Genomic DNA, 24,807 nt, shown 5'->3' with positions numbered 1-24,807 from the left:
GAGCGGGATTTTCCGGTGTTCATCTGGCAGTGCTTGCGCAAGGGATCTCATGAAGCAAAAGCGGACTCTCGGAACGCCACGGTTGTTGGGCATCGTCTGGCCATTTATTGCCGTCGTGTTGTTTCAAGCGTTATTGGGTGGCGTGAGTCTCTACGTGCTGTCAGCCGTTCGCGGTTACGTCGCCGGCGAAAGCCTTTGGTCCAAAGGCCAGAAAGACGCGATCTACTACCTCAATCTGTACGCCGACAGCCGTGACGAGGTCATTTACCACAAGTATCAAAGCGCAATCAGCGTGCCGCAGGGTGGGCATCAATTGCGTCTGGCGCTTGATCGGCAACCGCCCGATCTGCAAGCCGCACGTGAGGGTATCCTCAAGGGTGGCAACCATCCGGACGATGTCTCAAGCCTGATCTGGCTGTATCTGAACTTTCGCCATTTCAGCTACCTGGAAACCGCCATCGACCGCTGGACAGTCGGTGATGCCTACCTGGTGCAACTCGATGACGTGGCCCGGGAGATGCAACAGCGCATCTCTGACAACGAGGCCACACTGGTTGATATCCAGCGCTGGAAAGGTGAGATTCTCGCCATCAACGAAGGCGTGACGCCTGCGGCCAAGGCGTTCAGTGATGCGCTCGGCGAGGGGTCGCGGATGATTCTGCGACTCTTGTTGTTCACCAATATCGCCACCGCACTGGGTTTGATCCTGTTGGCGCTGTTGCGTACACACAAACTGCTCAAGCAGCGCCACGCCTTTGCCGAAGCCCTGCAGCTGGAAAAGGATCGGGCGCACGTCACCTTGCATTCGATCGGTGATGGCGTCATCACCACCGATGTCAGCGGCGCCATCGATTACATGAACCCTGCCGCTGAAGCCATGACCCACTGGAAGGCTGAACAAGCCGCCGGCCTGCCGCTGGCCGCGCTGTTCAATTTGCTCGACGACAACGCTCAGGCCGAAGGCCTGACGCTGATCGAGCACATTCTCAGCGGCAAACTCAGTGGCGGCAGCGAACATTCGAAACTGATCCAGCGTCTGGATGGCACGACATTGTCGGTGACGCTGGTCGGTGCGCCGATCCGCAACGCCGGCAAGGTCAGTGGCACGGTGCTGGTGCTGCATGACATGACTCAGGAGCGGCAATACATCGCCAATCTGTCGTGGCAGGCTACCCATGACGCGTTGACCGGGCTTGCCAACCGTCGCGAGTTCGAATATCGCCTGGAGCAGGCGTTGCACAACCTCACGCGCCATGCCGGACGACATGCGCTGATGTTCCTCGACCTCGATCAATTCAAACTGGTCAACGACACTTGTGGTCACGCTGCGGGCGATGAACTGTTGCGGCACATCTGCACGCTGCTGCAATCGGGACTGCGCGAGGGCGATACGCTGGCGCGGCTTGGCGGTGATGAGTTCGGCATTCTGCTGGAGAACTGCGCACCGGAGGCGGCGGAGAAAATCGCCGAAGCACTGCGCCAGACTGTGCAGAATCTGCATTTTGTCTGGAAAGGGCGGCCATTCCTGACCACGGTGAGTATTGGTCTGGTACATGTTGCGCAGACCCCGACGACCCTTGAGGCCTCACTGCGCGCTGCCGACATGGCCTGCTACATGGCCAAGGAAAAGGGCCGTAACCGCGTACAGGTTTACCACGCCGACGATTCCGAGCTGTCGCTGCGCTTCGGTGAAATGGCTTGGGTACAGCGTCTGCACATGGCGCTGGAAGAAGACCGCTTTTGTCTGTACGCCCAGGAAATCGCGCCCCTCAAGCCGAGTGACAGCAAGGGCGGGCACATCGAAATTCTCTTGCGTCTGCACGACGAAGCCGGGCGAATGATTCTGCCTGACAGTTTCATTCCTGCTGCTGAACGTTATGGGTTGATGAGTCAGCTGGACCGCTGGGTAGTTCAGAACGTGTTCAAGGTTATTGCTCAATGTATTGCGCAAGAACATGAAGGTCCTTTAGCAATGTGTGCGATTAATCTGTCAGGCATTACTATAGGAGATGACGCGTTTTTGCACTTTCTACGCGAGCAGTTTGTTAACTACGCAATACCGCCTGAAATGATTTGTTTTGAAATTACAGAAACCAGTGCAATTGCAAATCTGGGCAGCGCAATAAGATTTATTAATGAACTCAAAGGCTTAGGTTGCTACTTTTCGTTAGATGATTTTTGCGCCGGAATGTCTTCATTCGCTTATCTGAAACATTTGCCTGTAGACTTCCTGAAGATCGACGGGAGTTTCGTAAAGGATATGCTGGACGACCCGATTAACCGCGCAATGGTCGAAGTGATCAATCACATCGGGCATGTCATGGGTAAGCAGACAATTGCCGAGTTTGTTGAAACAACCCAGATCGAGCAGGCATTGCTTGAAATTGGTGTGGATTACGCTCAAGGGTATGTTATAGAACGCCCACAGTTGTTTACCTGTGACAGTTTGCAAAGTCGGCCCGCCAGACCGCAACCGCTGTTATTCAAAGCGCCTGGCACGTTCCGTTGAAGTCTCTTGCCGATCCTTACAATCACAAATCAAAAGGAGCCGAACAGTGATCGACACATTCAACCGAACCGGACCACTCATGGAAGCTGCAAGTTATCCAGGCTGGGCACAACAGCTCATTCAGGACTGCAGCGAGAGCAAGCGCCGGGTTGTCGAACATGAACTTTATCTGCGCATGCGTGATAACAAGCTCAGCGCCAGAACCATGCGTCAGTACCTGATCGGGGGCTGGCCGGTGGTTGAGCAATTCGCGTTGTACATGGCGCAGAATCTCACCAAAACCAGGTTTGCCCGACACCCGGGCGAAGACATGGCGCGGCGCTGGCTGATGCGCAATATCCGCGTTGAGCTCAATCACGCCGATTACTGGGTGCATTGGAGTCGCGCACATGGCGTCAGTCTCGAAGACCTTCAGGCCCAGCAAGTGCCTCCGGAACTGCATGCCTTGAGTCATTGGTGCTGGCACACCAGTTCAGCCGATTCACTGATTGTGGCCATCGCGGCCACTAACTATGCGATCGAGGGCGCGACCGGGGAGTGGTCGGCGGTCGTCTGTTCGACCGGTGTTTACGCCGCCGCGTTTCCGGAAGAAGACCGCAAGCGGGCGATGAAGTGGCTGAAGATGCATGCCCAGTATGACGACGCCCATCCGTGGGAAGCGCTGGAAATCATCTGCACCCTGGCCGGGATGAACCCGAGCAAAGCCTTGCAGGCTGAGTTGCGACAAGCAATCTGCAAGAGCTACGACTACATGTATCTGTTTCTGGAGCGCTGCATGCAGTTGGAGACTTCCGAGCGCTTGCTGGTCAACCGGGAGCGCAGGGCGGTAGTCGAGAGCTGATTGACCGATTCACCGCGTAAAAATGCAGGAGTGAGCCTGCTCGCGATAGCGGACTGTCAGTCAACATCAGTGTTGAATGGCAGATCGTCATCGCGAGCAGGCTCACTCCTACAGTGGTTTTGGGGTGTCTGAAAGGCCTTAGCCTGCCATCGCCAAGCGATTGCGACCTTCACGCTTGGCCACATACAACGCACTGTCGGCCCGACGCAGCAAGCTGTCGGCCGATTCGCCCGGCAACAACGTCGAGCATCCCAGACTCACGGTCAGCTCGATCAACTGCCCATCGGCGTAATACTCGGCCGCCTGAGCTGCATAACGCAGACGTTCGCCGACCATGGCCGCCGCTTCGCGGCTGGTGTTGGACAGCAGGATCAAAAACTCTTCCCCGCCATAACGAAACACCATGTCGACATTGCGCAACTGGGCCTTGATCGTCGCCGCGATCGCTTTGAGTACGTCATCGCCGGCGCTGTGGCCGTGGCTGTCGTTGACCCGTTTGAAGTGGTCGATATCGAGCATCAGCAGCGACAGCGGTTGCAGGTGCCGACGGGACATCTCGATTTCCCGTTGCAGGGTCTGCTCCATGGCAATGCGGTTACCGGCGCCGGTCAGCGGATCGCGCAGAGCGCTCTGCGTCGCCTCGCGATAGAGCAGGGCGTTGCGCATCGGGTACAGCAAGGATGACAGCAGTGATTCGAGCTGGCCTTGTTCCTTGTCGTTGAAGCGCTGATTGCGACGGAACACCAGTTCGCCCATGTGCTCACCTTCGTGGCTCAGGCTGTAGCTGATCGAATGGTGGCCGCGGCTGCCGAACTCCAGGCGCAAATCGCTACCCTGATGCACGTAGCTGAGCGCGTCCAGCGGCACGAGGCGCTGAACTTCGCGGAAAAACAGACCGAGGATGCGTTGCGGTTCAAGGCTGGTTTGCAGTTGCAGGCTCATTTGCTGGCGCAATTGCGCAAGACTGGCCGGTCGCTCCAGAAGGGGAGGCAGTTGACCAAAGCCCAGGCGTTGCAATTTGGCACTGTCAAAGTCAATTGCATTGGTCTGGGAGGGTGATTTCATATGGCGTGAACCCTTAGCGGTAAGTCTGTCTTACAGGCTGGGTGAGAGCGGCTATGGGCTGCGCGTCATACTGATCCATCAGTCCCGTAGGACGTTTGGCGTAAGTCTAGTCTGCCGGATGACGATTAGTCAGCTATCGAAATCGGCCTCGCCCCATTGCCTTCACGCGGCTTGTTTTGAGGAAATTTAGAGCGAAAGTCGTGCCATTCAGTTCGGTTTTATTTAAACCGTTTGGAATCAATGGCTTGGCTTGGAAGGCAAGAAGTGGGTGCTGGAAAATTGACTGGATTGTGACGCTCTCGAGCGGCAAATGCCTGCCGCGACAGGAATCTGCCGCGGCAACAAATGCGACGTATGGCAGTTATTGCGCGTTGAATGCCTGGCCATTGATCCCGGTACTGTCCGGGCCCATCAGGTACAGGTAGACCGGCATGATCTCCTCGGGCGTCGGATTGTTCAGCGGGTTTTCCCCCGGATAGGCCTGCGCGCGCATGCTGGTGCGTGTGCCGCCCGGGTTGATGCTGTTGGAGCGTACCGGCGCTACGCCGTCGACTTCATCGGCCAGGGTTTGCATCAAGCCTTCAGTGGCGAATTTCGACACGCCATAAGCGCCCCAGTAAGCACGGCCCTTACGCCCGACGCTGCTGGAAGTGAACACCACCGACGCATCCTGAGACAGCTTGAGCAGCGGCAGCAGGGTACTGGTCAGCATGAACATGGCGTTGACGTTGACCTGCATGACGCGCATGAAGTTCTCGCCAGACAACTGCTCGATCGGCGTGCGCGGACCAATAATCGAGGCGTTGTGCAGCAAGCCGTCGAGGTGGCCAAACTCGGTTTCGATCATTGCCGCAAGCTCATCGTATTGATGGGGCAGGGCGGTTTCGAGGTTGAACGGAATCACCGCCGGTTGTGGGTGGCCAGCCGCCTCGATCTCGTCATAGACCTGAGTCAGATTGGCTTCGGTCTTGCCCAGCAGCAGCACGGTAGCGCCATGGGCGGCGTAGGTTTTCGCCGCCGCCGCACCGATGCCACGACCGGCGCCGGTGACCAGAATGACCCGATCCTTGAGCAATTCGGGCCGAGCGGAATAATCAAACATAAAAACCTCACAATCCATTCATGAAGACCTGCTTCACCCTGAGTCGAGTCAGATCAGCAACTGCAAAGCGCGCTATCGAGCACCTTGCGCAACTCCGACGGGTGATCCACCACCACATCCGCGCCCCAATGCCGCGGATTGTCGTCCGGGTGGATATAGCCAAACGTCACCGCCGCGGTTTTCGTACCGGCATCGCGGCCCGATTCGATATCACGCAGATCATCGCCGACAAACAGAACTGTCGCCGGATCCAGATCAAGCATCTTGCACGCAAGGATCAACGGCTCCGGATCCGGCTTGCTGTTCTTCACATGATCCGGGCAGATCAGCAGTGCCGAGCGCTCGGCCAGCCCCAGCTGTTGCATGATCGGCTCAGCGAAACGCAACGGCTTGTTGGTGACCACGCCCCAGATCAGGTTGGCCTTCTCGATGTCGGCGAGCAATTCGCCCATGCCGTCGAACAACTTGCTGTGCACCGCGCAGCCGACCAGATAGCGCTCAAGGAACTCCAGACGCAGTTCCTCGAAACCCGGCGATTCCGGGTCCATCGAAAACGTCACCGCGACCATGGCTTTGGCGCCACCGGAGATCTCGTCGCGAATGTGCTTGTCGTTGATCGGCGGCAGGCCGCGATCGGCGCGCATTGCCTGGCAAATGGCGATAAAGTCCGGCGCCGTGTCGAGCAGGGTGCCGTCCATGTCGAAGAGAACTGCTCTGATGGCCATCGGCTTATTCCTCGCGCAGGGTCTGGATCATGTAGTTGACGTCAACGTCGTTGGCCAGCTTGTAGTGCTTGGTCAGCGGGTTGTAGGTCAGGCCGATGATGTCCTTGACGGTCAGGCCGGCCATGCGGCTCCAGGCACCGAGCTCGGACGGGCGGATGAATTTCTTGAAGTCGTGGGTGCCGCGCGGCAACAGCTTCATGATGTATTCAGCGCCGATGATGGCGAACAGGTACGCCTTCGGGTTGCGGTTGATGGTCGAGAAGAATACCTGGCCGCCGGGCTTGACCATGCGGAAGCAGGCGCGAATGACTGACGATGGATCAGGCACGTGCTCGAGCATCTCGAGGCAGGTCACTACGTCGAACTGCTCAGGCATTTCTTCAGCGAGGTCTTCGGCGGTGATTTGGCGGTATTCGACGTTGACGCCGGATTCCAGCTGATGCAATTGCGCGACCGCCAGCGGCGCTTCGCCCATGTCGATGCCCATCACAGTGGCGCCGCGTTGCGCCATGGCTTCGCTGAGAATGCCGCCGCCGCAACCGACGTCGAGGACCTTCTTGCCGGCCAGATTGACCCGTTCGTCAATCCAGTTGACCCGCAGCGGGTTGATGTCGTGCAGCGGTTTGAATTCGCTTTCGCGGTCCCACCAGCGATGGGCCAAGGCTTCGAATTTGGCGATTTCGGCGTGGTCGACGTTACTCATGGTCAATTCCTCTAAAACTTGAAAAAGGGCTGTAGCCACGGAGTCTGCTCCGGGGTGTTTACGATTCGGTGTGGCCGCTGATGCGCTGGCCCCAGGCCCGGGCGGTGGCGCCCAATTGTTCTTCGTCGAGTCGGGTCAGACGCCGGTCGTCGAGCAGTTGTTTTCCGGCAACCCACAGGTGTTTCACGCAATCGCGACCGGTGGCGTATATAAGCTGCGAAACCGGGTCATACACCGGTTGCTGGGCCAGGCCAGACAGATCGAAAGCGACGATGTCGGCAGCTTTGCCGATTTCCAGCGAGCCGACTTGAGATTCGATCCCTAGCGCCCGCGCGCCATTGAGCGTGGCCATGCGCAGTGCGCGGTGGGCGTCCAGCGCCGTGGCCGAGCCGGCGACGGCTTTGGCCAGCAGGGCGGCAGTGCGGGTTTCGCCGAGCAGATCCAGATCGTTATTGCTGGCGGCGCCATCGGTGCCGACCGCGACATTCACGCCAGCCTGCCACAAACGCTCGACCGGGCAGAAACCGCTGGCCAGTTTGAGGTTCGATTCCGGGCAATGGATCACGCTGGTGTTGCTTTCTACCAGCAACGCCAGGTCGTCATCGCTGATCTGGGTCATGTGCACGGCCTGGAAGCGCGGGCCGAGCAGGCCCAGGCGACCGAGGCGAGCGAGCGGGCGTTCGCCATGTTGCTCCAGCGCTTGCTGGACTTCGAACGCCGTTTCGTGGACATGCATGTGGATCGCCGCGTCCAGTTCCTCGGCAATCACGCGGATTTTCTCGAGGTTCTCGTCGCCGACGGTGTACGGTGCATGAGGGCCGAACGTGATCTTGATGCGATCGTGATGCTTCAGGTCGCCGAACAGCTCGACGCCCTGACGAATGGCTTCATCGGCGTTCGCGGCGCCTGGAATCGGGAAATCGAGGATCGGAATCGCGATCTGCGCGCGAATGCCGCTGTTGTGCACGCGTTCACTGGCGACTTTCGGGAAGAAATACATGTCCGAAAAACAGGTGATGCCACCCTTGATCTGCTCGGCAATGGCCAGATCGGTGCCGTCACGCACGAAATCTTCGCTGACCCATTTCGCTTCGGCCGGCCAGATGTGGTTTTCCAGCCAGGTCATCAGCGGCAGATCATCGGCCAGACCACGGAACAGCGTCATCGCCGCGTGGCCATGAGCGTTGATCAGGCCCGGAGCAAGCAACACATCCGGCAATTCGCGCACTTCAGTGGCGTTACACTTCAATGCTTCGGCGCGCGGGCCGATAAACACGATGCGACCGTCGCGGATGCCCAGACCGTGCTCCTTGAGCACAACGCCTGCAGGTTCGACGGGTACCAGCCAGGTCGGCAGCAATAATAAGTCGAGCGCAATGGCAGGTTTCGGCATCGAGGGTCGGTTCCAGTGCTTTTGTAAAGGATGGCGAAGTATACCCGAGCGTCTTCGCGGGGGGATCGCTATAATCGGCGGCTTTTGTTCATGAGTGCGGGGTGTGGGATGCGCGATCGACTGTTGGCTGCGGAAAAAGTGAAGGCCATCGATTGGCGTGACGGCGCGCTGCACCTGCTGGATCAGCGTATTTTGCCGTTCGAGGAAACCTGGATCGCCTACACCAGCGCCGCTGGCGTGGCTGAAGCGATTCGCTCGATGGTGGTGCGCGGCGCGCCGGCCATTGGCATCAGTGCGGCGTATGGCATTGTCCTCGCGGCCCGTGCGCGGATCGCCGAAGGTGGCGACTGGTATGCGGCACTGGAAGAGGATTTCGCCTTGCTGGCCGATTCCCGTCCGACGGCGGTCAATCTGTTCTGGGCGCTCGGCCGTATGCACGATCGCCTCGATCGCTTGAAAGAGAATGCCGATCCGCTGGCGGCACTGGAAGCAGAAGCCATCGCCATCCACGAAAGCGATCGTGAAGCCAACCTGACCATGGCCCAGCTCGGCGTTGATCTGATCCGCAAGCATCAGGGCAATGCCCAGGCAATTCTGACCCATTGCAATACCGGCGCGCTGGCCACCGGCGGATTCGGCACCGCACTGGGGGTGATTCGTGCGGCGTTTATTGAAGGTATGGTCGAGCGCGTTTACGCCGACGAAACCCGTCCGTGGCTGCAAGGCTCGCGTCTGACCGCGTGGGAGTTGGCCAACGAAGGCATCCCGGTAACGCTCAATGCTGACTCCGCCGCCGCGCACATCATGAAAACCAAAGGCGTGACCTGGGTGATCGTCGGTGCAGACCGAATCACCGCCAACGGCGACGTGGCGAACAAGATCGGCACCTATCAACTGGCGGTCAACGCCATGCACCACGGCGTGCGCTTCATGGTGGTGGCGCCAAGTTCGACCATCGACATGAACCTGGCCAGCGGTGACGATATCCCGATCGAAGAGCGTGACGGCGCCGAGCTGCTCGAAGTCGGCGGCAAGCGCGTTGGTGCGGATGTTGATGCGTTCAACCCGGTGTTTGACGTGACCCCGGCGGATCTGATCGACGCGATCGTCACCGAAAAGGGTATCGTCGAGCGCCCGGACACCGCGAAAATGGCCCAGTTGATGTGCCGCAAGCGCCTGCATTGATGCGGTGATACTCAATGTAGGAGCTGCCGAAGGCTGCGATCTTTTGATCTTGCTTTTTAGAGGCCAGGATCAAAAGATCCCAGCCTTCGGCAGCTCCTACAGGTGTTTGTACCCCTAAATGTCAATAAACATCCGCAAATCAGCCCTCAAATCTGCATTCAAAGAAGCTCTGAGCCTCTCTCGTCCCCGTTAAGCCTGTCACCGGTCAACTAACTATGCTCCATGCGCATCAGGGGGATAGGTGCGTGGCGGCCTTTGTGATAACATCCGGCGTTTTCCGAGGCAGCTCCACGGAGCTGTCTTTACTGCGCAAATCCACGATCCAGTGTTGATTTGTCGTAAGTCGGCGCATGGCACTCGGCCTGCATCGACGAGCTTCGTTGCTCCCACATGGATATGACGAAGTTTCACCAGAAAAAGGAATCAGGCTTCTCATGGGCGAACTGGCCAAAGAAATCCTCCCGGTCAATATCGAAGACGAGCTGAAACAGTCCTACCTCGACTACGCGATGAGCGTGATCGTCGGCCGTGCACTGCCGGATGCGCGCGATGGCCTCAAGCCCGTGCACCGTCGCGTACTGTTCGCGATGAGCGAGCTGGGCAACGACTTCAACAAGCCGTACAAGAAATCTGCCCGTGTTGTCGGCGACGTGATCGGTAAGTATCACCCGCACGGTGATACTGCGGTGTACGACACCATCGTTCGTATGGCCCAGCCTTTCTCCCTGCGCTACCTGCTGGTAGACGGTCAGGGCAACTTCGGTTCGGTCGACGGCGACAACGCTGCGGCGATGCGATACACCGAAGTGCGCATGACCAAGCTGGCGCACGAGCTGCTGGCTGACCTGCACAAGGAAACCGTGGACTGGGTGCCGAACTACGACGGCACCGAAATGATCCCGGCGGTCATGCCGACGCGCATCCCGAACCTGCTGGTCAACGGCTCCAGCGGTATCGCCGTGGGCATGGCGACCAACATCCCGCCGCACAACCTCGGTGAAGTCATCGACGGTTGCCTGGCGCTCATCGACAACCCTGAGCTGACCGTCGATGAACTGATGCAATACATCCCCGGTCCGGACTTCCCGACCGCTGCGATCATCAACGGTCGTGCCGGCATCATCGAAGCCTACCGCACCGGTCGCGGCCGTATTTACATGCGTGCCCGCTCGATCATCGAAGACATCGACAAGGTCGGTGGCCGTCAGCAGATCGTTATTACCGAGCTCCCTTACCAGTTGAACAAGGCGCGTCTGATCGAGAAGATCGCCGAGCTGGTCAAAGAGAAGAAGCTGGAAGGCATCACCGAACTGCGCGACGAGTCCGACAAGGACGGTATGCGCGTCGTGATCGAACTGCGTCGCGGCGAAGTGCCTGAGGTGATCCTCAACAACCTCTACGCCCAGACCCAGTTGCAATCGGTATTCGGCATCAACATCGTTGCGCTGATCGACGGCCGTCCACGCATCCTGAACCTCAAGGATCTGCTGGAAGCTTTCGTCCGTCACCGTCGCGAAGTGGTTACCCGTCGTACTGTGTTCGAACTGCGCAAGGCGCGTGAGCGTGGTCACATCCTTGAAGGCCAGGCCGTTGCCCTGTCGAACATCGACCCGGTTATCGCGCTGATCAAGGCCTCGCCGACGCCGTCGGAAGCAAAAGAAGCGCTGGTCAGCACGCCGTGGGAATCTTCGGCGGTGGTGGCGATGGTGGAGCGTGCCGGTGCCGATTCGTGCCGTCCGGAAAACCTCGATCCACAATACGGTCTGCGCGAAGGCAAGTACTTCCTGTCGCCAGAACAGGCGCAAGCCATTCTGGAACTGCGTCTGCACCGTCTGACCGGTCTGGAACACGAAAAGCTGCTGGCCGAGTATCAAGAGATTCTCAACCAGATCGGCGAGCTGATCCGCATCCTCAACAGCGCCGTGCGCCTGATGGAAGTGATCCGCGAAGAGCTGGAAGTGATCCGCGCCGAATACGGCGACCAGCGTCGCACCGAGATTCTCGATGCCCGTCTCGATCTGACCCTGGGTGACATGATCCCGGAAGAAGAGCGCGTCGTGACCATCTCCCACGGTGGCTACGCCAAGACCCAGCCATTGGCTGCGTACCAGGCTCAGCGTCGTGGCGGTAAAGGCAAATCGGCTACTGGCGTCAAGGATGAGGACTACATCGCTCACCTGCTGGTTGCCAACAGCCACACCACGCTGCTGCTGTTCTCCAGCAAGGGCAAGGTGTACTGGCTCAAGACCTACGAGATTCCGGAAGCGTCCCGCGCTGCCCGTGGTCGTCCGCTGGTCAACCTGCTGCCGTTGAGCGAAGGCGAATACATCACCACCATGCTGCCGGTCGATCTCGAAGCCATGAAGCGTCAGGCTGACGAAGAAGAAGCCGAAGGCGTCGAGGCAGATGTAGAAGACATCGAAAACAGCAACGAGACCGACGAAGAGCGTCGTGCCCGTATCAAGGCTGCTGACCGCAAGAAAGCCCCGTTCATCTTCATGTCGACCGCCAACGGTACTGTGAAGAAGACTCCGCTGGTGGCCTTCAGCCGTCAGCGCAGCGTCGGTCTGATCGCGCTGGAGCTGGACGAAGGCGACATCCTGATCTCCGCCGCCATCACTGATGGCGAGCAGGAAATCATGCTGTTCTCCGACGGCGGCAAAGTGACACGCTTCAAGGAATCCGAAGTTCGCGCCATGGGCCGTACCGCCCGCGGTGTGCGTGGTATGCGTCTGCCGGAAGGGCAGAAACTGATTTCCATGCTGATTCCGGAAGAAGGCAGCGAGATCCTCACGGCCTCCGAACGCGGCTACGGCAAGCGTACGGCGATCACCGAGTTCCCTGAATACAAGCGTGGCGGTCAGGGCGTTATCGCCATGGTCAGCAACGAGCGTAACGGCCGTCTGGTCGGCGCGGTTCAGGTGCAGGACGGTGAAGAAATCATGCTGATCTCCGATCAGGGCACTCTGGTGCGTACCCGTGTCGACGAAGTGTCGAGCCTGGGCCGTAACACTCAAGGTGTCACGCTGATCAAGCTGGCCAAGGATGAAACCCTGGTCGGGCTGGAGCGGGTTCAGGAGCCTTCGGAAATTGAAGGTGAAGAGCTCGAAGGTGAGGAGGGCGAGGAATTCGAAGGCAGCGTCGTGATCGACGACGCTGGCGAAGACCAGCAACTCGACGCCGCAGCAGACGAAGAACCGCAAGAATAAGCGGGCAAACGAGGGGGCGGATGAGAATTCGCCCCCTTGTTATTTGTCCGGTATGAAATTTCGACATCATGGAGATCCCCTGTGGGAGCGAGCCTGTTCGCGAATGCAGGCGCTGCGGTACCTCTGACGCACCGCGGTGATGCATTCGCGAGCAGGCTCGCTCCCTCAGGGCCGTGTTGATCGGTAATGTGATTTATTGCGTGATACCACCAAATCAGAGCGAGATTGGATGTGAGCAAGCGAGCCTATAACTTCTGCGCCGGTCCTGCGGCGCTTCCTGAAGCTGTCCTGCAGCGCGCCCAGGGTGAACTCCTTGATTGGCACGGCAAGGGTCTGTCGGTCATGGAAATGAGCCATCGCAGTGATGAGTTCGTGTCCATCGCCACCCAGGCCGAGCAGGATCTGCGTGACCTGCTGAATATCCCGTCGAACTACAAAGTGCTGTTTCTGCAAGGTGGCGCCAGCCAGCAGTTCGCGCAGATCCCACTGAACCTGCTGCCTGAAGGCGGTTCTGCCGACTATATCGACACCGGTATCTGGTCGCAGAAAGCCATTGAAGAAGCTTCGCGCTACGGTCACGTCAACGTTGCCGCCACCGCCAAGCCTTACGACTATTTCGCCATTCCTGGCCAGAACGAGTGGAAGCTGTCGAAAGACGCCGCTTACGTGCACTACGCGCCGAACGAAACCATCGGTGGTCTGGAATTCCAGTGGATTCCGGAAGTCGGTGATGTGCCGCTGGTAGCTGACATGTCTTCGGACATCCTCTCGCGTCCGGTCGACATCTCGCGTTTCGGCATGATCTACGCCGGCGCGCAGAAAAACATCGGCCCGAGCGGTATTGTCGTCAACATCATTCGTGAAGACCTGCTCGGCAAGGCGCGCTCGCTGTGCCCGACCATGCTCGATTACAAGGTCGCAGCCGATAACGGTTCGATGTACAACACCCCGCCGACTTTGGCCTGGTACTTGTCCGGTCTGGTATTCCAGTGGCTGAAAGAGCAGGGCGGCGTTGAAGCGATCGCCAAGCTCAACGACGTCAAGCAGCGCACGCTGTACGACTTCATTGATGCCAGCGGCCTCTACAGCAACCCGATCAACAAATCGGATCGCTCGTGGATGAACGTGCCGTTCCGTCTGGCTGACGATCGTCTGGACAAGCCTTTCCTGGTCGGTGCCGAAGAGCGCGGTCTGCTCAACCTCAAGGGCCACCGCTCCGTGGGCGGCATGCGCGCTTCCATCTACAACGCCGTCGACATCACTGCGGTCAACGCGCTGGTGGCCTACATGGCTGAATTCGAGAAGGAACACGGCTGATGTCCGAGCAAGAACTCAAGGCACTGCGCGTTCGCATTGACGCTCTGGACACCAAAGTCATGGAGCTGATCAGTGAGCGTGCGCGTTGCGCTCAGGAAGTCGCGCGAGTAAAGATGGCCTCGCTGGCCGAAGGCGAAGTGCCGGTGTTCTATCGTCCCGAGCGTGAAGCTCAGGTGCTCAAGCGTGTCATGGAGCGCAATCAGGGGCCGCTGGGCAACGAAGAGATGGCGCGGTTGTTCCGCGAAATCATGTCGTCGTGCCTGGCGCTGGAGCAGCCGCTGAAAGTAGCTTACCTCGGCCCTGAGGGCACCTTCACCCAAGCCGCAGCGATGAAGCACTTCGGCCACGCCGTCATCAGCAAGCCGATGGCGGCGATCGACGAAGTGTTCCGTGAAGTGGCAGCCGGTGCGGTGAATTTTGGCGTGGTGCCGGTGGAAAACTCCACCGAAGGCGCGGTCAACCACACGCTGGACAGCTTCCTCGAACACGACATGGTCATCTGTGGCGAAGTCGAGCTGCGCATTCACCATCACCTGTTGGTCGGTGAAAACACCAAGACCGACAGCATCAGCCGTATCTATTCCCACGCGCAGTCGCTGGCCCAGTGCCGCAAGTGGCTGGACGCGCATTACCCGAATGTCGAGCGCGTGGCGGTGTCGAGCAACGCCGAAGCGGCCAAGCGGGTTAAAGGTGAGTGGAACTCGGCGGCGATTGCCGGCGACATGGCGGCCGGTCTGTATGGCCTGACGCGTCTGGCGGAGAAAATCGAAGACCGTCCGGACAACTCGACGCGCTTCCTGATGATCGGTAACCAGGAAGTGCCGCCGACCGGCGACGACAAGACCTCGATCATCGTGTCGATGAGCAACAAACCCGGCGCGCTCCACGAGCTGCTGGTGCCGTTCCACGACAACGGGATCGACCTGACCCGTATCGAAACCCGTCCGTCGCGCAGCGGCAAATGGACGTATGTGTTTTTCATCGACTTCGTCGGCCATCACCGTGATCCGTTGATCAAAGGTGTATTGGAAAAGATCAGTCAGGAAGCAGTAGCACTCAAAGTGCTGGGTTCCTACCCGAAAGCAGTTCTCTAAGGGGCGGTAGCAAATGAGTGGCAACTTCCTCGCTCTGGCACAGCCGGGCGTGCAACAACTTTCGCCGTACGTTCCGGGCAAGCCTGTGGACGAACTGGCGCGCGAGCTGGATCTGGATCCGGCAAAAATCGTCAAGCTGGCGAGCAACGAAAACCCGTTGGGCGCCAGTCCGAAAGCCTTGGCGGCGATCCGCGAAGAGCTGGCCGAGCTGACCCGTTATCCGGATGGCAATGGTTTCGCGCTGAAATCCCTGCTCGCCGAGCAGTGCCGCGTCGAGCTGAATCAGGTCACGCTGGGCAATGGTTCCAACGACATTCTTGAGCTGGTCGCGCGTGCCTATCTGGCGCCGGGCCTCAATGCGGTTTTCAGCGAGCACGCGTTCGCGGTGTATCCGATTGCTACTCAGGCGGTCGGTGCGCAAGCCAAGGTCGTGCCGGCCAAGGATTGGGGGCATGACTTGCCTGCAATGCTCGCCGCCATCGATGCCAACACCCGCGTGGTATTCATCGCCAACCCGAACAACCCGACCGGCACCTGGTTCGGCGCTGAAGCGCTGGACGAGTTCCTGCAGGATGTTCCTGAGCACGTGCTGGTGGTGCTCGACGAAGCTTATATCGAGTACGCCGAAGGCAGCGATCTGCCGGACGGTCTGGATTTCCTCGCCGCTTACCCGAATCTGCTGGTATCGCGCACCTTCTCCAAGGCCTACGGTCTGGCGGCGTTGCGCGTTGGTTACGGTCTGTCGACTCCGGTTGTTGCTGATGTGCTGAATCGTGTTCGCCAGCCGTTCAACGTCAACAGCCTGGCCCTCGCGGCAGCTTGCGCAGCGTTGAAGGATCATGAGTATCTGGCGCAAAGCCGTCAGCTCAACGAGTCGGGTATGCAGCAGTTGCAGGCCGGTTTCCGTGAGCTGGGCCTGAGCTGGATCGAATCCAAAGGCAACTTTATCTGCGTCGATCTCGCTCAGGTCGCGGCCCCGATTTTCCAGGGCTTGCTGCGCGAAGGCGTGATCGTGCGTCCGGTGGCCAACTACGGTATGCCGAACCATCTGCGGGTGACCATCGGTCTGCCGGCGGAAAACAGCCGCTTCCTTGAAGCGCTGCGCAAGGTTCTGGCTCGTGGGTGATGTCACTGCTCTGCAATCTGCTGCACCTATGATCGGTCGCCTTGTGGTGGTCGGTCTGGGGTTGATCGGTGGTTCGTTTGCCAAAGGCTTGCGTGAAAGCGGTGTGTGTCGCGAAGTGGTCGGGGTCGATCTCGATCCACAATCGCGCAAGCTGGCGGTCGAGTTGGGTGTGGTCGATCGTTGTGAAGACGACTTGGCGACTGCCTGTCAGGGCGCTGATGTGATTCAGTTGGCGGTGCCGATTCTGGCCATGGAAAAAGTCCTCGCACGGTTGGCGAGCATGGATCTGGGCTCGGCGATTCTGACCGATGTCGGCAGCGCCAAAGGCAATGTGGTGCGCGCGGCAACCGAAGCGTTTGGCGGTATGCCGGCGCGCTTTGTGCCGGGCCATCCGATCGCCGGTTCCGAGCAGAGTGGGGTGGAAGCCTCGAATGCCGAACTGTTCCGTCGTCACAAGGTGATTCTCACGCCGCTCGAACAAACCGACCCGGCGGCTTTGGCTGTGGTCGATCGTCTGTGGCGCGCCTTGGGCGCCGATGTCGAGCACATGCAGGTCGAACGACACGATGAGGTGCTGGCCGCGACCAGTCATCTACCGCACCTGCTGGCCTTCGGTCTGGTCGATTCGTTGGCCAAGCGCAATGAAAATCTTGAGATCTTCCGTTACGCTGCGGGCGGTTTCCGCGATTTCACAAGAATCGCCGGAAGCGACCCGTTGATGTGGCACGACATCTTCCTCGCCAACCGCGAGGCTGTCCTGCGCACACTCGATACATTTCGCAGCGACCTCGACGCCTTGCGCGACGCGGTCGATGCAGGGGATGGGCACCAATTGTTGGGCGTTTTCACTCGCGCCCGGGTTGCCCGCGAGCATTTCAGTAAAATCCTGGCCCGCAGGGCCTATGTGGACGCTATGAATTCCAACGATCTGATCTTCCTGGCTCAACCTGGTGGCCGCCTGTCCGGTCGGATTCGCGTACCGGGTGACAAATCCATTTCCCACCGTTCGATCATGCTCGGCTCGCTGGCCGAAGGCGTCACCGAAGTCGAAGGCTTCCTTGAGGGCGAAGACGCTCTGGCGACCTTGCAGGCGTTTCGCGACATGGGTGTGGTCATCGAAGGCCCGCACCACGGCCGCGTGACCATCCATGGTGTCGGCCTGCATGGCCTGAAACCGGCGCCGGGCCCGATCTATCTGGGCAACTCCGGTACGTCGATGCGTCTGCTGTCCGGCCTGTTGGCCGCGCAGAACTTCGACAGCACGCTGACTGGCGATGCGTCGCTGTCCAAGCGTCCGATGAATCGCGTGGCCAATCCACTGCGTGAAATGGGCGCCGTGATCGAAACTGCTGCCGAAGGTCGTCCGCCGATGACCATTCGCGGCGGCCACAAGCTCAAAGGCCTGACTTACACCATGCCGATGGCCAGTGCTCAGGTGAAATCCTGCCTGCTGCTCGCCGGTCTGTACGCTGAAGGCAAGACCACCGTGACCGAGCCGGCTCCGACTCGCGACCACACCGAACGCATGCTGCGTGGCTTCGGCTACCCGGTCAGCGTTGAAGGCGCTACGGCTTCGGTTGAATCCGGCGGCAAACTGACCGCAACTCACATTGAAGTGCCGGGCGACATCTCGTCGTCGGCGTTCTTCCTCGTCGCGGCCTCGATCGCTGAAGGGTCGGAGCTGGTGCTTGAGCACGTCGGCATCAACCCGACCCGCACCGGCGTCATCGATATCCTGCGCCTGATGGGCGCTGATATCACTCTGGAAAACCAGCGTGAAGTCGGCGGCGAGCCGGTGGCTGATCTGCGCGTGCGAGCAGCTAAACTCAAAGGTATCGAGATTCCGGAAGAACTGGTTCCGCTGGCTATCGACGAATTCCCGGTGCTGTTTGTGGCCGCTGCCTGTGCTGAAGGGCGTACCGTACTGACGGGAGCCGAAGAGCTGCGGGTCAAGGAGTCGGATCGTATCCAGGTGATGGCGGACGGCTTGCTGGCGCTGGGCGTCAAATGCCAGCCGACCCCGGACGGCATCATCATCGACGGCGGCCAGATTGGCGGCGGCGAAGTGCATGGTCATGGCGATCACCGTATCGCGATGGCTTTCAGCGTTGCCTCGTTGCGCGCCACTGCACCGATCCGCATCCATGATTGCGCCAACGTCGCGACGTCGTTCCCGAACTTCCTCGCGCTGTGCGGGCAGGTCGGTATTCGTGTAGCGCAAGAGGCTCAGTCGTGAAAAACATTGCACCGGTCATCACCATTGATGGGCCAAGCGGCTCGGGCAAAGGCACCGTAGCCGGAATTCTGGCCAAGCGTCTGGGCTGGAACCTGCTGGATTCCGGTGCGCTTTACCGCTTGCTGGCATTTGCTGCGCACAACCACGGTGTGGATCTGACCAATGAAGAGCTGCTGAAGAAACTCGCCGCTCATCTGGATGTTCAGTTCATTGCGGCGACCGAAGGTCAGTTGCAGCGAATCATTCTGGAAGGCGACGAAGTCAGCGATGTCATCCGCACCGAAAGCGTCGGCTCCGGCGCTTCGCAAGTGGCTGCATTGCCCGCCGTGCGCGAGGCGCTGCTGCAGCGCCAGCGTGCTTTTCAGGAAGCACCGGGCCTGGTAGCCGATGGTCGCGACATGGGAACGGTGGTTTTTCCTGATGCGCCGCTGAAGATTTTCCTGACCGCCAGTGCCGAGGAGAGGGCGCGCCGTCGATATTTGCAGTTGAAGGGCAAAGTCGAGGGTGTTAGTCTGTCGAGTCTGCTAGATGAGATCCGTGCACGCGACGAGCGTGACACCCAGCGAGCGGTAGCCCCGCTTAAGCCGGCGGCTGACGCCATACAGCTGGATTCCACGGAGTTGTCCATTGATCAGGTGCTTGAACGCATCATGAGCGAGATCGCCATTCGCGATATCGCCGGGTGACCAAGAAGGTTGCAGGGGACCAGTCATAGTCCTGCGGCGCTTCTTCTATATGAAACTAACCCACACCGTCTGGGGTGTGGAGATGGGCGTATCCTTCGCCCTCATTTACAGGAATTAAAATGAGCGAAAGCTTTGCGGAACTCTTTGAAGAAAGCCTAAAAACCCTGAACCTTCAGGCAGGCTCCATCATCACCGGTGTTATCGTTGATATCGATTACCAGGCTCGCTGGGTAACCGTTCACGCTGGCCTGAAGTCTGAAGCACTCATCCCGCTTGAGCAGTTCTACAACGACGCTGGCGATCTGACTATCAATGTCGGTGACGAAGTTCACGTTGCTCTGGACTCGGTTGAAGACGGTTTCGGTGAAACCAAGCTGTCCCGTGAAAAAGCCAAGCGCGCTGAGTGCTGGATCGTTCTGGAAGCAGCCTTCGCAGCTGAGGAAGTGGTCAAGGGCGTTATCAACGGTAAGGTTAAAGGCGGCTTCACTGTCGACGTTAACGGCATCCGTGCGTTCCTGCCAGGTTCCCTGGTTGACGTCCGTCCAGTGCGCGACACCACGCACCTGGAAGGCAAAGAGCTGGAATTCAAGGTCATCAAGCTGGACCAGAAGCGCAACAACGTTGTCGTTTCCCGTCGCAGCGTCCTGGAAGCCGAGAACTCCGCCGAGCGTGAAGCTCTGCTGGAATCCCTGCAGGAAGGCCAGCAAGTCAAAGGTATCGTCAAAAACCTCACCGATTACGGCGCATTCGTCGATCTGGGTGGCGTGGACGGCCTGCTGCACATCACCGACATGGCCTGGAAGCGCATCAAGCATCCTTCCGAGATCGTCAACGTTGGTGACGAAATCGACGTCAAGGTTCTGAAATACGATCGCGAACGCAACCGTGTTTCCCTGGGCCTGAAGCAACTGGGCGAAGATCCGTGGGTTGCTATCAAAGCCCGTTACCCAGAAAGCACTCGCGTTACCGCTCGTGTAACCAACCTGACCGACTACGGCTGCTTCGCTGAGCTGGAAGAAGGCGTTGAAGGTCTGGTACACGTTTCGGAAATGGACTGGACCAACAAGAACATCCACCCTTCGAAAGTCGTACAAGTCGGCGACGAAGTGGAAGTTATGGTTCTGGACATCGACGAAGAGCGTCGTCGTATCTCCCTGGGCATCAAGCAGTGCAAATCTAACCCATGGGAAGATTTCTCTGGCCAGTTCAACAAGGGCGATAAAATCTCCGGCACCATCAAGTCGATCACCGATTTCGGTATCTTCATTGGTCTGGACGGCGGCATCGACGGTCTGGTTCACCTGTCCGACATCTCCTGGAACGAAGTTGGCGAAGAAGCTGTTCGTCGTTTCAAGAAGGGCGACGAGCTGGACACCGTTATCCTGTCGGTTGACCCAGAGCGCGAGCGTATCTCCCTGGGTATCAAGCAACTGGAAAGCGATCCGTTCTCCGAGTACGTCTCGGTTAACGACAAAGGCGCAATCGTTACTGGCACCGTGAAAGAAGTTGACGCCAAAGGCGCCATCATCGTTCTGGCCGACGATATCGAAGCGACTCTGAAAGCCTCCGAAATCAGCCGTGACCGCGTTGAAGACGCGCGCAACGTTCTGAAAGAAGGCCAGGAAGTAGAAGCCAAGATCATCAGCGTTGATCGTAAGAGCCGCGTGATCCAACTCTCCATCAAGTCGAAAGATGATGCTGAAGAGAAAGAAGCTATCCAGAGCCTGAAATCGGCTCCGGAAGGTGAAGCAGCTGACACCACCATGGCTGGCCTGCTGCGCCAGGCAATGGCGGCCAAACAGAACTAAGTTCTGATTGGGCAATAAAAAGGGCGACTTCGGTCGCCCTTTTTTGTGCCTGCGATTTAGTGTTTCGAGTCATGCATGAAGGTTTCAGTGAAACCAATCCCGCTTCTGGGCGGTCTGTTTCTTTAATCGGATCAATCGTCTATTCACGTCTAAGCTTGCTCTTAAGCGTGTAGTCGTCGGGCAGTTGCCTGGCATAAGGAAGTGGATGAACAAGTTTATTGTCCTCATGGCTGTACTGGTTCTGGCTGGCTGTACGACCAGTGCCAAGACCCATGCGGTGCGTGGTGTCAGCGGTATAGAGGTCGACTGCTCCGGGTTGGGCTCTGGCTGGGAGAAATGCCAGAAGCGCGCGGCGAAGGAGTGCAAGGGCGCCGGGTACAAAGTGATCACGCGATCGGATGATGCCAAGGATGAAGATGAGTTTCCTTTTGGCTTCAATCCGGCGGGCTACGTGACGCGCACCATGCTGGTGATCTGTCGATAAGCATGTATTGCTGAGTTTGTTGCTTTGATGCCCTGAAAACGGGCGTTTCGACGCGGAGGAAGATATGTCAATCCCTGGGCTGTTCAAAATCTTCCGGGCGTGCTAAAACCTTTCAAGCGCTGATCTAGCTGCTTGAAAAAGAAGGGAAAAATATGACGAAGTCGGAGTTGATCGAACGAATTGTCACCCATCAAGGGCTGCTCTCATCCAAGGATGTGGAGTTGGCCATCAAGACCATGCTTGAACAAATGTCCCAGTGTCTGGCCACCGGGGATCGTATCGAGATCCGTGGGTTTGGCAGCTTCTCCCTGCACTACCGTGCGCCTCGCGTTGGTCGTAATCCCAAGACCGGCCAGTCCGTCAGTCTGGACGGTAAGTTCGTGCCGCATTTCAAGCCGGGTAAAGAGCTGCGCGATCGGGTGAATGAGGAAGAGGAGGAGGGGGTTTGATCCACGCTACTTATTATCAGGGAGGCGCAAATGCGTAACCTCAAGCGCGTGCTTCTTGGTGTTGTCGTCCTTTTGCTGGTGTTAGTGATTTTGGCCTTCGTGCTGGAGAATCAGCAGTCAGTGTCTTTGTTGTTTCTGGGGTGGTCGATGCCTCAGCTACCGGTTTCGCTAGTCGTGGTCCTGGCGTTGCTGATCGGAATGCTTGTCGGTCCCGTGCTTGGCTGGTTTCTCGGGCGTTTTTCCCGGCGGTCGCGTAAACATATTGTTTGATTGTTGCTCTGTGGTAGAAGGCTGCCATGTACAGCGTGCCGCTGGCTATTTCCAGGGGGGGCATGGTGTTGCTTAAGAGTTAAAGCATTTCATTTGTAGAGCTGTGTCACTCGATCTAAACGGGCCGTTTCTGGCGGGTTAAGGCAGGCAGGCTGTAGGTCCTCTCGGTTGACTGCAGTTTAATTTTTTTGGTTTCCGAGCTGAACGCTACAAGTGGGATGGCATGACTGTGAAATTACCAAAAGTTGCGGTTTTGCTAGCAGCTTATAATGGAATGCGGTGGATCGAGGATCAGGTGGCTTCGATTCTTGAGCAGTCTGGGGTTGAAGTTACTATATATATCAGTGTGGATACCTCGACAGACGGAACTGAAGCATGGTGTGCGAGGCTTGCAACTAACCTATCTAATGTCATCCTGTTGCCGTCCGTAGGGCGATTTGGTGGTGCATCTCGCAATTTCTTTCGATTGATACGCGATGTTGATGTCGGCAATTTTGAGTTTTTTGCTTTCGCTGATCAGGATGATATCTGGTACGCGGATAAGCTTCAGCGTGCGGTGTCTCTGCTTGAGCAGCAGCGGTCTGATGCATACTCCAGTAATGTCACGGCCTTCTGGCTGGATGGTAAGACAAGGTTGCTGGATAAGGCGCAACCCCAAGTTGCATGGGATTATCTGTTTGAAGCGGCTGGCCCGGGTTGTACTTATGTTTTGACCCGTCGATTGTTAGAATCGATTAAGCTGTCGGTACTGACCAATTGGGATGCCTTGCAAGGCGTAAGTCTGCATGATTGGTTTTTCTACGCGTATGCGCGTAGTCATGGATATCGATGGTTCATTGATCCGATACCTTCCATGGATTATCGTCAACATGATAGTAATCAGGTAGGCGCCAATACCGGATTGCGCTCTTTGGTGGTTCGTTATAAAACTATTAATAATGGCTGGTGGTTTGGTCAAGTGCAGTTAATCGCCCGGTTAATTGGGCGCGATGCTAGTCCCTTTGTATCAAGTTGGTTTTCGTTGAGCCGCTCGCAATTGTTTAAGCTTTCTTTTAGTGCGTGGCATTGTCGACGTCGTGTTCGCGATAAAGTGTTATTTTTCATTGTTTGTTGGGTAATGATGTTGGTGATGAGTAAAGCCTGATAGTTTGTTCTATCATTGCTGTTGACGATCGGGGCCTGTTCTATTTTGCCTTGTGCAGCACATTTGTGCAGGTGTGGGCTCTTCTGTTTTAGGGCTTTTCAAAGGGCGCAGTGATGACGCGGTTTTAGCTACTCGGTAGTCGTTTGTGCTCATCGTGCCAGTAGCTCTGTTTTCCTTGATGATGGCTATATGGCATCTATGGGGTGTCTTTTTCTCGCAGATAACCCGTTTCTTCACCTGGGGAATCCTGCGCTGTCATCATGTCTCCATCTTCCGTTTTACATCTCTTGGATGCAGTTATGCCTAGCTCGGCGACAGGCTAGAGCAGCCGTGGCTGTCGTCGCTTTTTTGGGTGTGAGGCGCGTCAATTGATGTAGAATGCGCAATCGGACGGTAAGAGCAAAAGCAAAGATCTGGTGTTTTTTTTATTAGTGATGGGCGCCTTCTTGGGGCGACGGTTCGTGCAAAGAGGGATTTTGTGACGGTTTCCAGCCAGTGTTTTGGTACAGATAATGCCGTCCAGGTAGCTGGCGAGCACATTGCGAATGTCGCAATTCTTATGTGTACATACAACGGTGCATCATTTCTTGCTGAGCAACTCGACTCACTTGAACGTCAAACTTATCGCAACTGGACGCTTTATGTTTCCGACGACGGCTCTCAAGACCAAACTCTAGAAATTTTGGAAACATTTCGTACTGAAATGGGGGCGGATCGCGTCCAGGTATCGAAAGGTCCCAAGAGAGGGTTTGTAGCCAATTTCCTGTCCTTGGCCAGTCGAGCTGATATCGAGGCAGATTTTTTTGCCTGGTCGGATCAGGACGATATATGGAAGGATGCAAAGCTCGAGAAGGCGCTTGCGTGGTTACAGGGAGTACCCGATCAGGTCCCGGCTCTCTACTGTGGTCGTACCGAGCTGATTGGCGAGTCGGGTGTCTCGTGCGGGTATTCACCACGTTTTAGTCTTCCTCCCCATTTCTCAAATGCGCTGGTTCAGAGTATTGGTGGCGGCAACACCATGGTCTTTAACCGGGCTGCGCGCGACCTGTTGCTAGAGGCGGGTGATCGCGTCGATGTTCCATGCCACGATTGGTGGGCTTACCTTCTTGTTTCCGGAGCGGGTGGCGAGGTTCATTACGATCCTGAGCCCATGCTCCTTTATCGCCAGCATGAGGAAAACCTGATTGGTGGGAACTCAGGTTGGTCTGCGCGCCTCAAGCGTTTGCCACTGATTTTTCAAGGCCTATTCTGCAGGTGGAATGATCAGATCATCAATGCGCTAGAAGCGATGTATCATCGCTTGAGTCCTGAGCATCAGGTGACTCTTACTCAATTCAAAAAAGCACGTACTCAGAAACTCTTTTCAAGAATCCTGGGTTTTCAGCGGGCCGGTATATACCGGCAGACGTTTTTTGGAAACCTGGGGCTTATTCTCGTGGTTCTACTGAAAAAGATCTAAAT

20 protein-coding genes are annotated in these 24,807 nt (G+C 57.5%); 15 read left to right on the top strand and 5 right to left on the bottom strand.

Annotated features, from left to right (window positions below; all coding sequences use genetic code 11):
- The first annotated feature begins 49 nt into the window (after positions 1-49).
- Positions 50-2,509 (top strand): EAL domain-containing protein, encoded by a 2,460-nt coding sequence (locus tag U6037_RS20740; RefSeq protein ID WP_322844369.1) that lies wholly within the window; start codon positions 50-52, stop codon positions 2,507-2,509.
- Positions 2,510-2,588: 79 nt separating this feature from the next.
- Complete coding sequence (locus tag U6037_RS20735; RefSeq protein WP_416221687.1) at positions 2,589-3,350, top strand: TenA family transcriptional regulator; 762 nt, start codon at positions 2,589-2,591, stop codon at positions 3,348-3,350.
- Between the two features lie 138 nt (positions 3,351-3,488).
- On the opposite strand, the gene U6037_RS20730 is transcribed toward U6037_RS20735, so the two are convergent.
- The 5 genes from U6037_RS20730 to U6037_RS20710 form a co-directional block, all read right to left on the bottom strand.
- Entirely contained in the window at positions 3,489-4,415 is a 927-nt protein-coding gene (locus U6037_RS20730; RefSeq protein ID WP_322844367.1) for a GGDEF domain-containing protein, read from the bottom strand.
- A gap of 361 nt (positions 4,416-4,776) precedes the next feature.
- Entirely contained in the window at positions 4,777-5,517 is a 741-nt protein-coding gene (locus U6037_RS20725; protein ID WP_025113079.1) for a YciK family oxidoreductase, read from the bottom strand.
- A 53-nt stretch (positions 5,518-5,570) separates the two neighbouring features.
- Positions 5,571-6,242: an N-acetylmuramic acid 6-phosphate phosphatase MupP gene (mupP, locus tag U6037_RS20720; protein WP_016986964.1), complete on the bottom strand. Its 672-nt coding sequence runs from the start codon at positions 6,240-6,242 to the stop codon at positions 5,571-5,573.
- A gap of 4 nt (positions 6,243-6,246) precedes the next feature.
- Positions 6,247-6,945 (bottom strand): bifunctional 2-polyprenyl-6-hydroxyphenol methylase/3-demethylubiquinol 3-O-methyltransferase UbiG, encoded by a 699-nt coding sequence (gene ubiG, locus U6037_RS20715; protein WP_016986963.1) that lies wholly within the window; start codon positions 6,943-6,945, stop codon positions 6,247-6,249.
- Between the two features lie 58 nt (positions 6,946-7,003).
- The gene (locus U6037_RS20710; protein ID WP_322844366.1) at positions 7,004-8,338 is read right to left on the bottom strand and encodes a TRZ/ATZ family hydrolase; all 1,335 of its coding nucleotides are present in this window, start codon (positions 8,336-8,338) and stop codon (positions 7,004-7,006) included.
- Between the two features lie 108 nt (positions 8,339-8,446).
- On the opposite strand from U6037_RS20710, the gene mtnA reads away from it, so the two are divergent.
- The 13 genes from mtnA (at position 8,447) to U6037_RS20645 (ending at position 24,805) form a co-directional block, all read left to right on the top strand.
- Positions 8,447-9,523 carry an S-methyl-5-thioribose-1-phosphate isomerase gene (gene mtnA, locus U6037_RS20705; protein ID WP_316916893.1) on the top strand — a complete coding sequence of 359 codons (1,077 nt, stop codon included), beginning with the start codon at positions 8,447-8,449 and terminating at the stop codon, positions 9,521-9,523.
- A 434-nt stretch (positions 9,524-9,957) separates the two neighbouring features.
- The gene (gene gyrA / locus U6037_RS20700) at positions 9,958-12,732 is read left to right on the top strand and encodes a DNA gyrase subunit A (RefSeq protein ID WP_322844365.1); all 2,775 of its coding nucleotides are present in this window, start codon (positions 9,958-9,960) and stop codon (positions 12,730-12,732) included.
- A 231-nt stretch (positions 12,733-12,963) separates the two neighbouring features.
- Entirely contained in the window at positions 12,964-14,049 is a 1,086-nt protein-coding gene (serC, locus tag U6037_RS20695) for a 3-phosphoserine/phosphohydroxythreonine transaminase (RefSeq protein ID WP_322844364.1), read from the top strand.
- Positions 14,049-15,143, top strand: a complete 1,095-nt coding sequence (gene pheA, locus U6037_RS20690; protein WP_007908404.1) for a prephenate dehydratase — start codon at positions 14,049-14,051, stop codon at positions 15,141-15,143. The genes serC and pheA overlap by 1 nt, the downstream gene beginning before the upstream one ends.
- A 13-nt stretch (positions 15,144-15,156) precedes the next feature.
- Positions 15,157-16,269, top strand: a complete 1,113-nt coding sequence (hisC, locus tag U6037_RS20685; RefSeq protein ID WP_322844363.1) for a histidinol-phosphate transaminase — start codon at positions 15,157-15,159, stop codon at positions 16,267-16,269.
- Positions 16,270-16,297: 28 nt separating this feature from the next.
- On the top strand, positions 16,298-18,505 hold the full coding sequence (locus tag U6037_RS20680) for a bifunctional prephenate dehydrogenase/3-phosphoshikimate 1-carboxyvinyltransferase (protein WP_322844362.1): 2,208 nt from the start codon (positions 16,298-16,300) through the stop codon (positions 18,503-18,505).
- Positions 18,502-19,191 carry a (d)CMP kinase gene (cmk, locus tag U6037_RS20675; RefSeq protein ID WP_064391442.1) on the top strand — a complete coding sequence of 230 codons (690 nt, stop codon included), beginning with the start codon at positions 18,502-18,504 and terminating at the stop codon, positions 19,189-19,191. The genes U6037_RS20680 and cmk overlap by 4 nt, the downstream gene beginning before the upstream one ends.
- A gap of 119 nt (positions 19,192-19,310) precedes the next feature.
- Complete coding sequence (gene rpsA, locus U6037_RS20670; RefSeq protein ID WP_122609279.1) at positions 19,311-20,999, top strand: 30S ribosomal protein S1; 1,689 nt, start codon at positions 19,311-19,313, stop codon at positions 20,997-20,999.
- Between the two features lie 205 nt (positions 21,000-21,204).
- Complete coding sequence (locus tag U6037_RS20665; RefSeq protein ID WP_007908433.1) at positions 21,205-21,483, top strand: hypothetical protein; 279 nt, start codon at positions 21,205-21,207, stop codon at positions 21,481-21,483.
- 152 nt (positions 21,484-21,635) lie between these two features.
- Positions 21,636-21,932, top strand: coding sequence for an integration host factor subunit beta (gene ihfB / locus U6037_RS20660; RefSeq protein ID WP_003189779.1), 297 nt, complete (start codon positions 21,636-21,638; stop codon positions 21,930-21,932).
- Positions 21,933-21,962: 30 nt separating this feature from the next.
- A complete protein-coding gene (locus U6037_RS20655; protein WP_322844361.1) occupies positions 21,963-22,202 on the top strand; it encodes a lipopolysaccharide assembly protein LapA domain-containing protein in 240 nt (79 codons plus the stop codon).
- A 223-nt stretch (positions 22,203-22,425) separates the two neighbouring features.
- The gene (locus U6037_RS20650; RefSeq protein ID WP_322844360.1) at positions 22,426-23,346 is read left to right on the top strand and encodes a glycosyltransferase; all 921 of its coding nucleotides are present in this window, start codon (positions 22,426-22,428) and stop codon (positions 23,344-23,346) included.
- Positions 23,347-23,824: 478 nt separating this feature from the next.
- Positions 23,825-24,805, top strand: coding sequence for a glycosyltransferase family 2 protein (locus U6037_RS20645; protein ID WP_322844359.1), 981 nt, complete (start codon positions 23,825-23,827; stop codon positions 24,803-24,805).
- Positions 24,806-24,807: the final 2 nt, after the last annotated feature.

Origin of the sequence: Pseudomonas sp. B33.4 (assembly GCF_034555375.1) — a bacterium.
GTDB lineage: Bacteria > Pseudomonadota > Gammaproteobacteria > Pseudomonadales > Pseudomonadaceae > Aquipseudomonas.
The sequence above is the reverse complement of the archived record's forward strand: the minus strand, read 5'-3'. Positions and strand labels throughout refer to the sequence as shown.

Coding starts and splice junctions, on each gene's coding strand:
- U6037_RS20655 (WP_322844361.1), top strand. CDS start 21,963: ATGCGTAACCTCAAGCGCGTGCTTCTTGGTGTTGTCGTCCTTTTGCTG.
- mtnA (WP_316916893.1), top strand. CDS start 8,447: ATGCGCGATCGACTGTTGGCTGCGGAAAAAGTGAAGGCCATCGATTGG.
- U6037_RS20650 (WP_322844360.1), top strand. CDS start 22,426: ATGACTGTGAAATTACCAAAAGTTGCGGTTTTGCTAGCAGCTTATAAT.
- U6037_RS20735 (WP_416221687.1), top strand. CDS start 2,589: ATGGAAGCTGCAAGTTATCCAGGCTGGGCACAACAGCTCATTCAGGAC.
- U6037_RS20740 (WP_322844369.1), top strand. CDS start 50: ATGAAGCAAAAGCGGACTCTCGGAACGCCACGGTTGTTGGGCATCGTC.
- U6037_RS20665 (WP_007908433.1), top strand. CDS start 21,205: ATGAACAAGTTTATTGTCCTCATGGCTGTACTGGTTCTGGCTGGCTGT.
- U6037_RS20730 (WP_322844367.1), bottom strand. CDS start 4,415: ATGAAATCACCCTCCCAGACCAATGCAATTGACTTTGACAGTGCCAAA.
- ubiG (WP_016986963.1), bottom strand. CDS start 6,945: ATGAGTAACGTCGACCACGCCGAAATCGCCAAATTCGAAGCCTTGGCC.
- pheA (WP_007908404.1), top strand. CDS start 14,049: ATGTCCGAGCAAGAACTCAAGGCACTGCGCGTTCGCATTGACGCTCTG.
- ihfB (WP_003189779.1), top strand. CDS start 21,636: ATGACGAAGTCGGAGTTGATCGAACGAATTGTCACCCATCAAGGGCTG.
- U6037_RS20680 (WP_322844362.1), top strand. CDS start 16,298: ATGATCGGTCGCCTTGTGGTGGTCGGTCTGGGGTTGATCGGTGGTTCG.
- U6037_RS20725 (WP_025113079.1), bottom strand. CDS start 5,517: ATGTTTGATTATTCCGCTCGGCCCGAATTGCTCAAGGATCGGGTCATT.
- mupP (WP_016986964.1), bottom strand. CDS start 6,242: ATGGCCATCAGAGCAGTTCTCTTCGACATGGACGGCACCCTGCTCGAC.
- rpsA (WP_122609279.1), top strand. CDS start 19,311: ATGAGCGAAAGCTTTGCGGAACTCTTTGAAGAAAGCCTAAAAACCCTG.
- gyrA (WP_322844365.1), top strand. CDS start 9,958: ATGGGCGAACTGGCCAAAGAAATCCTCCCGGTCAATATCGAAGACGAG.
- hisC (WP_322844363.1), top strand. CDS start 15,157: ATGAGTGGCAACTTCCTCGCTCTGGCACAGCCGGGCGTGCAACAACTT.
- U6037_RS20710 (WP_322844366.1), bottom strand. CDS start 8,338: ATGCCGAAACCTGCCATTGCGCTCGACTTATTATTGCTGCCGACCTGG.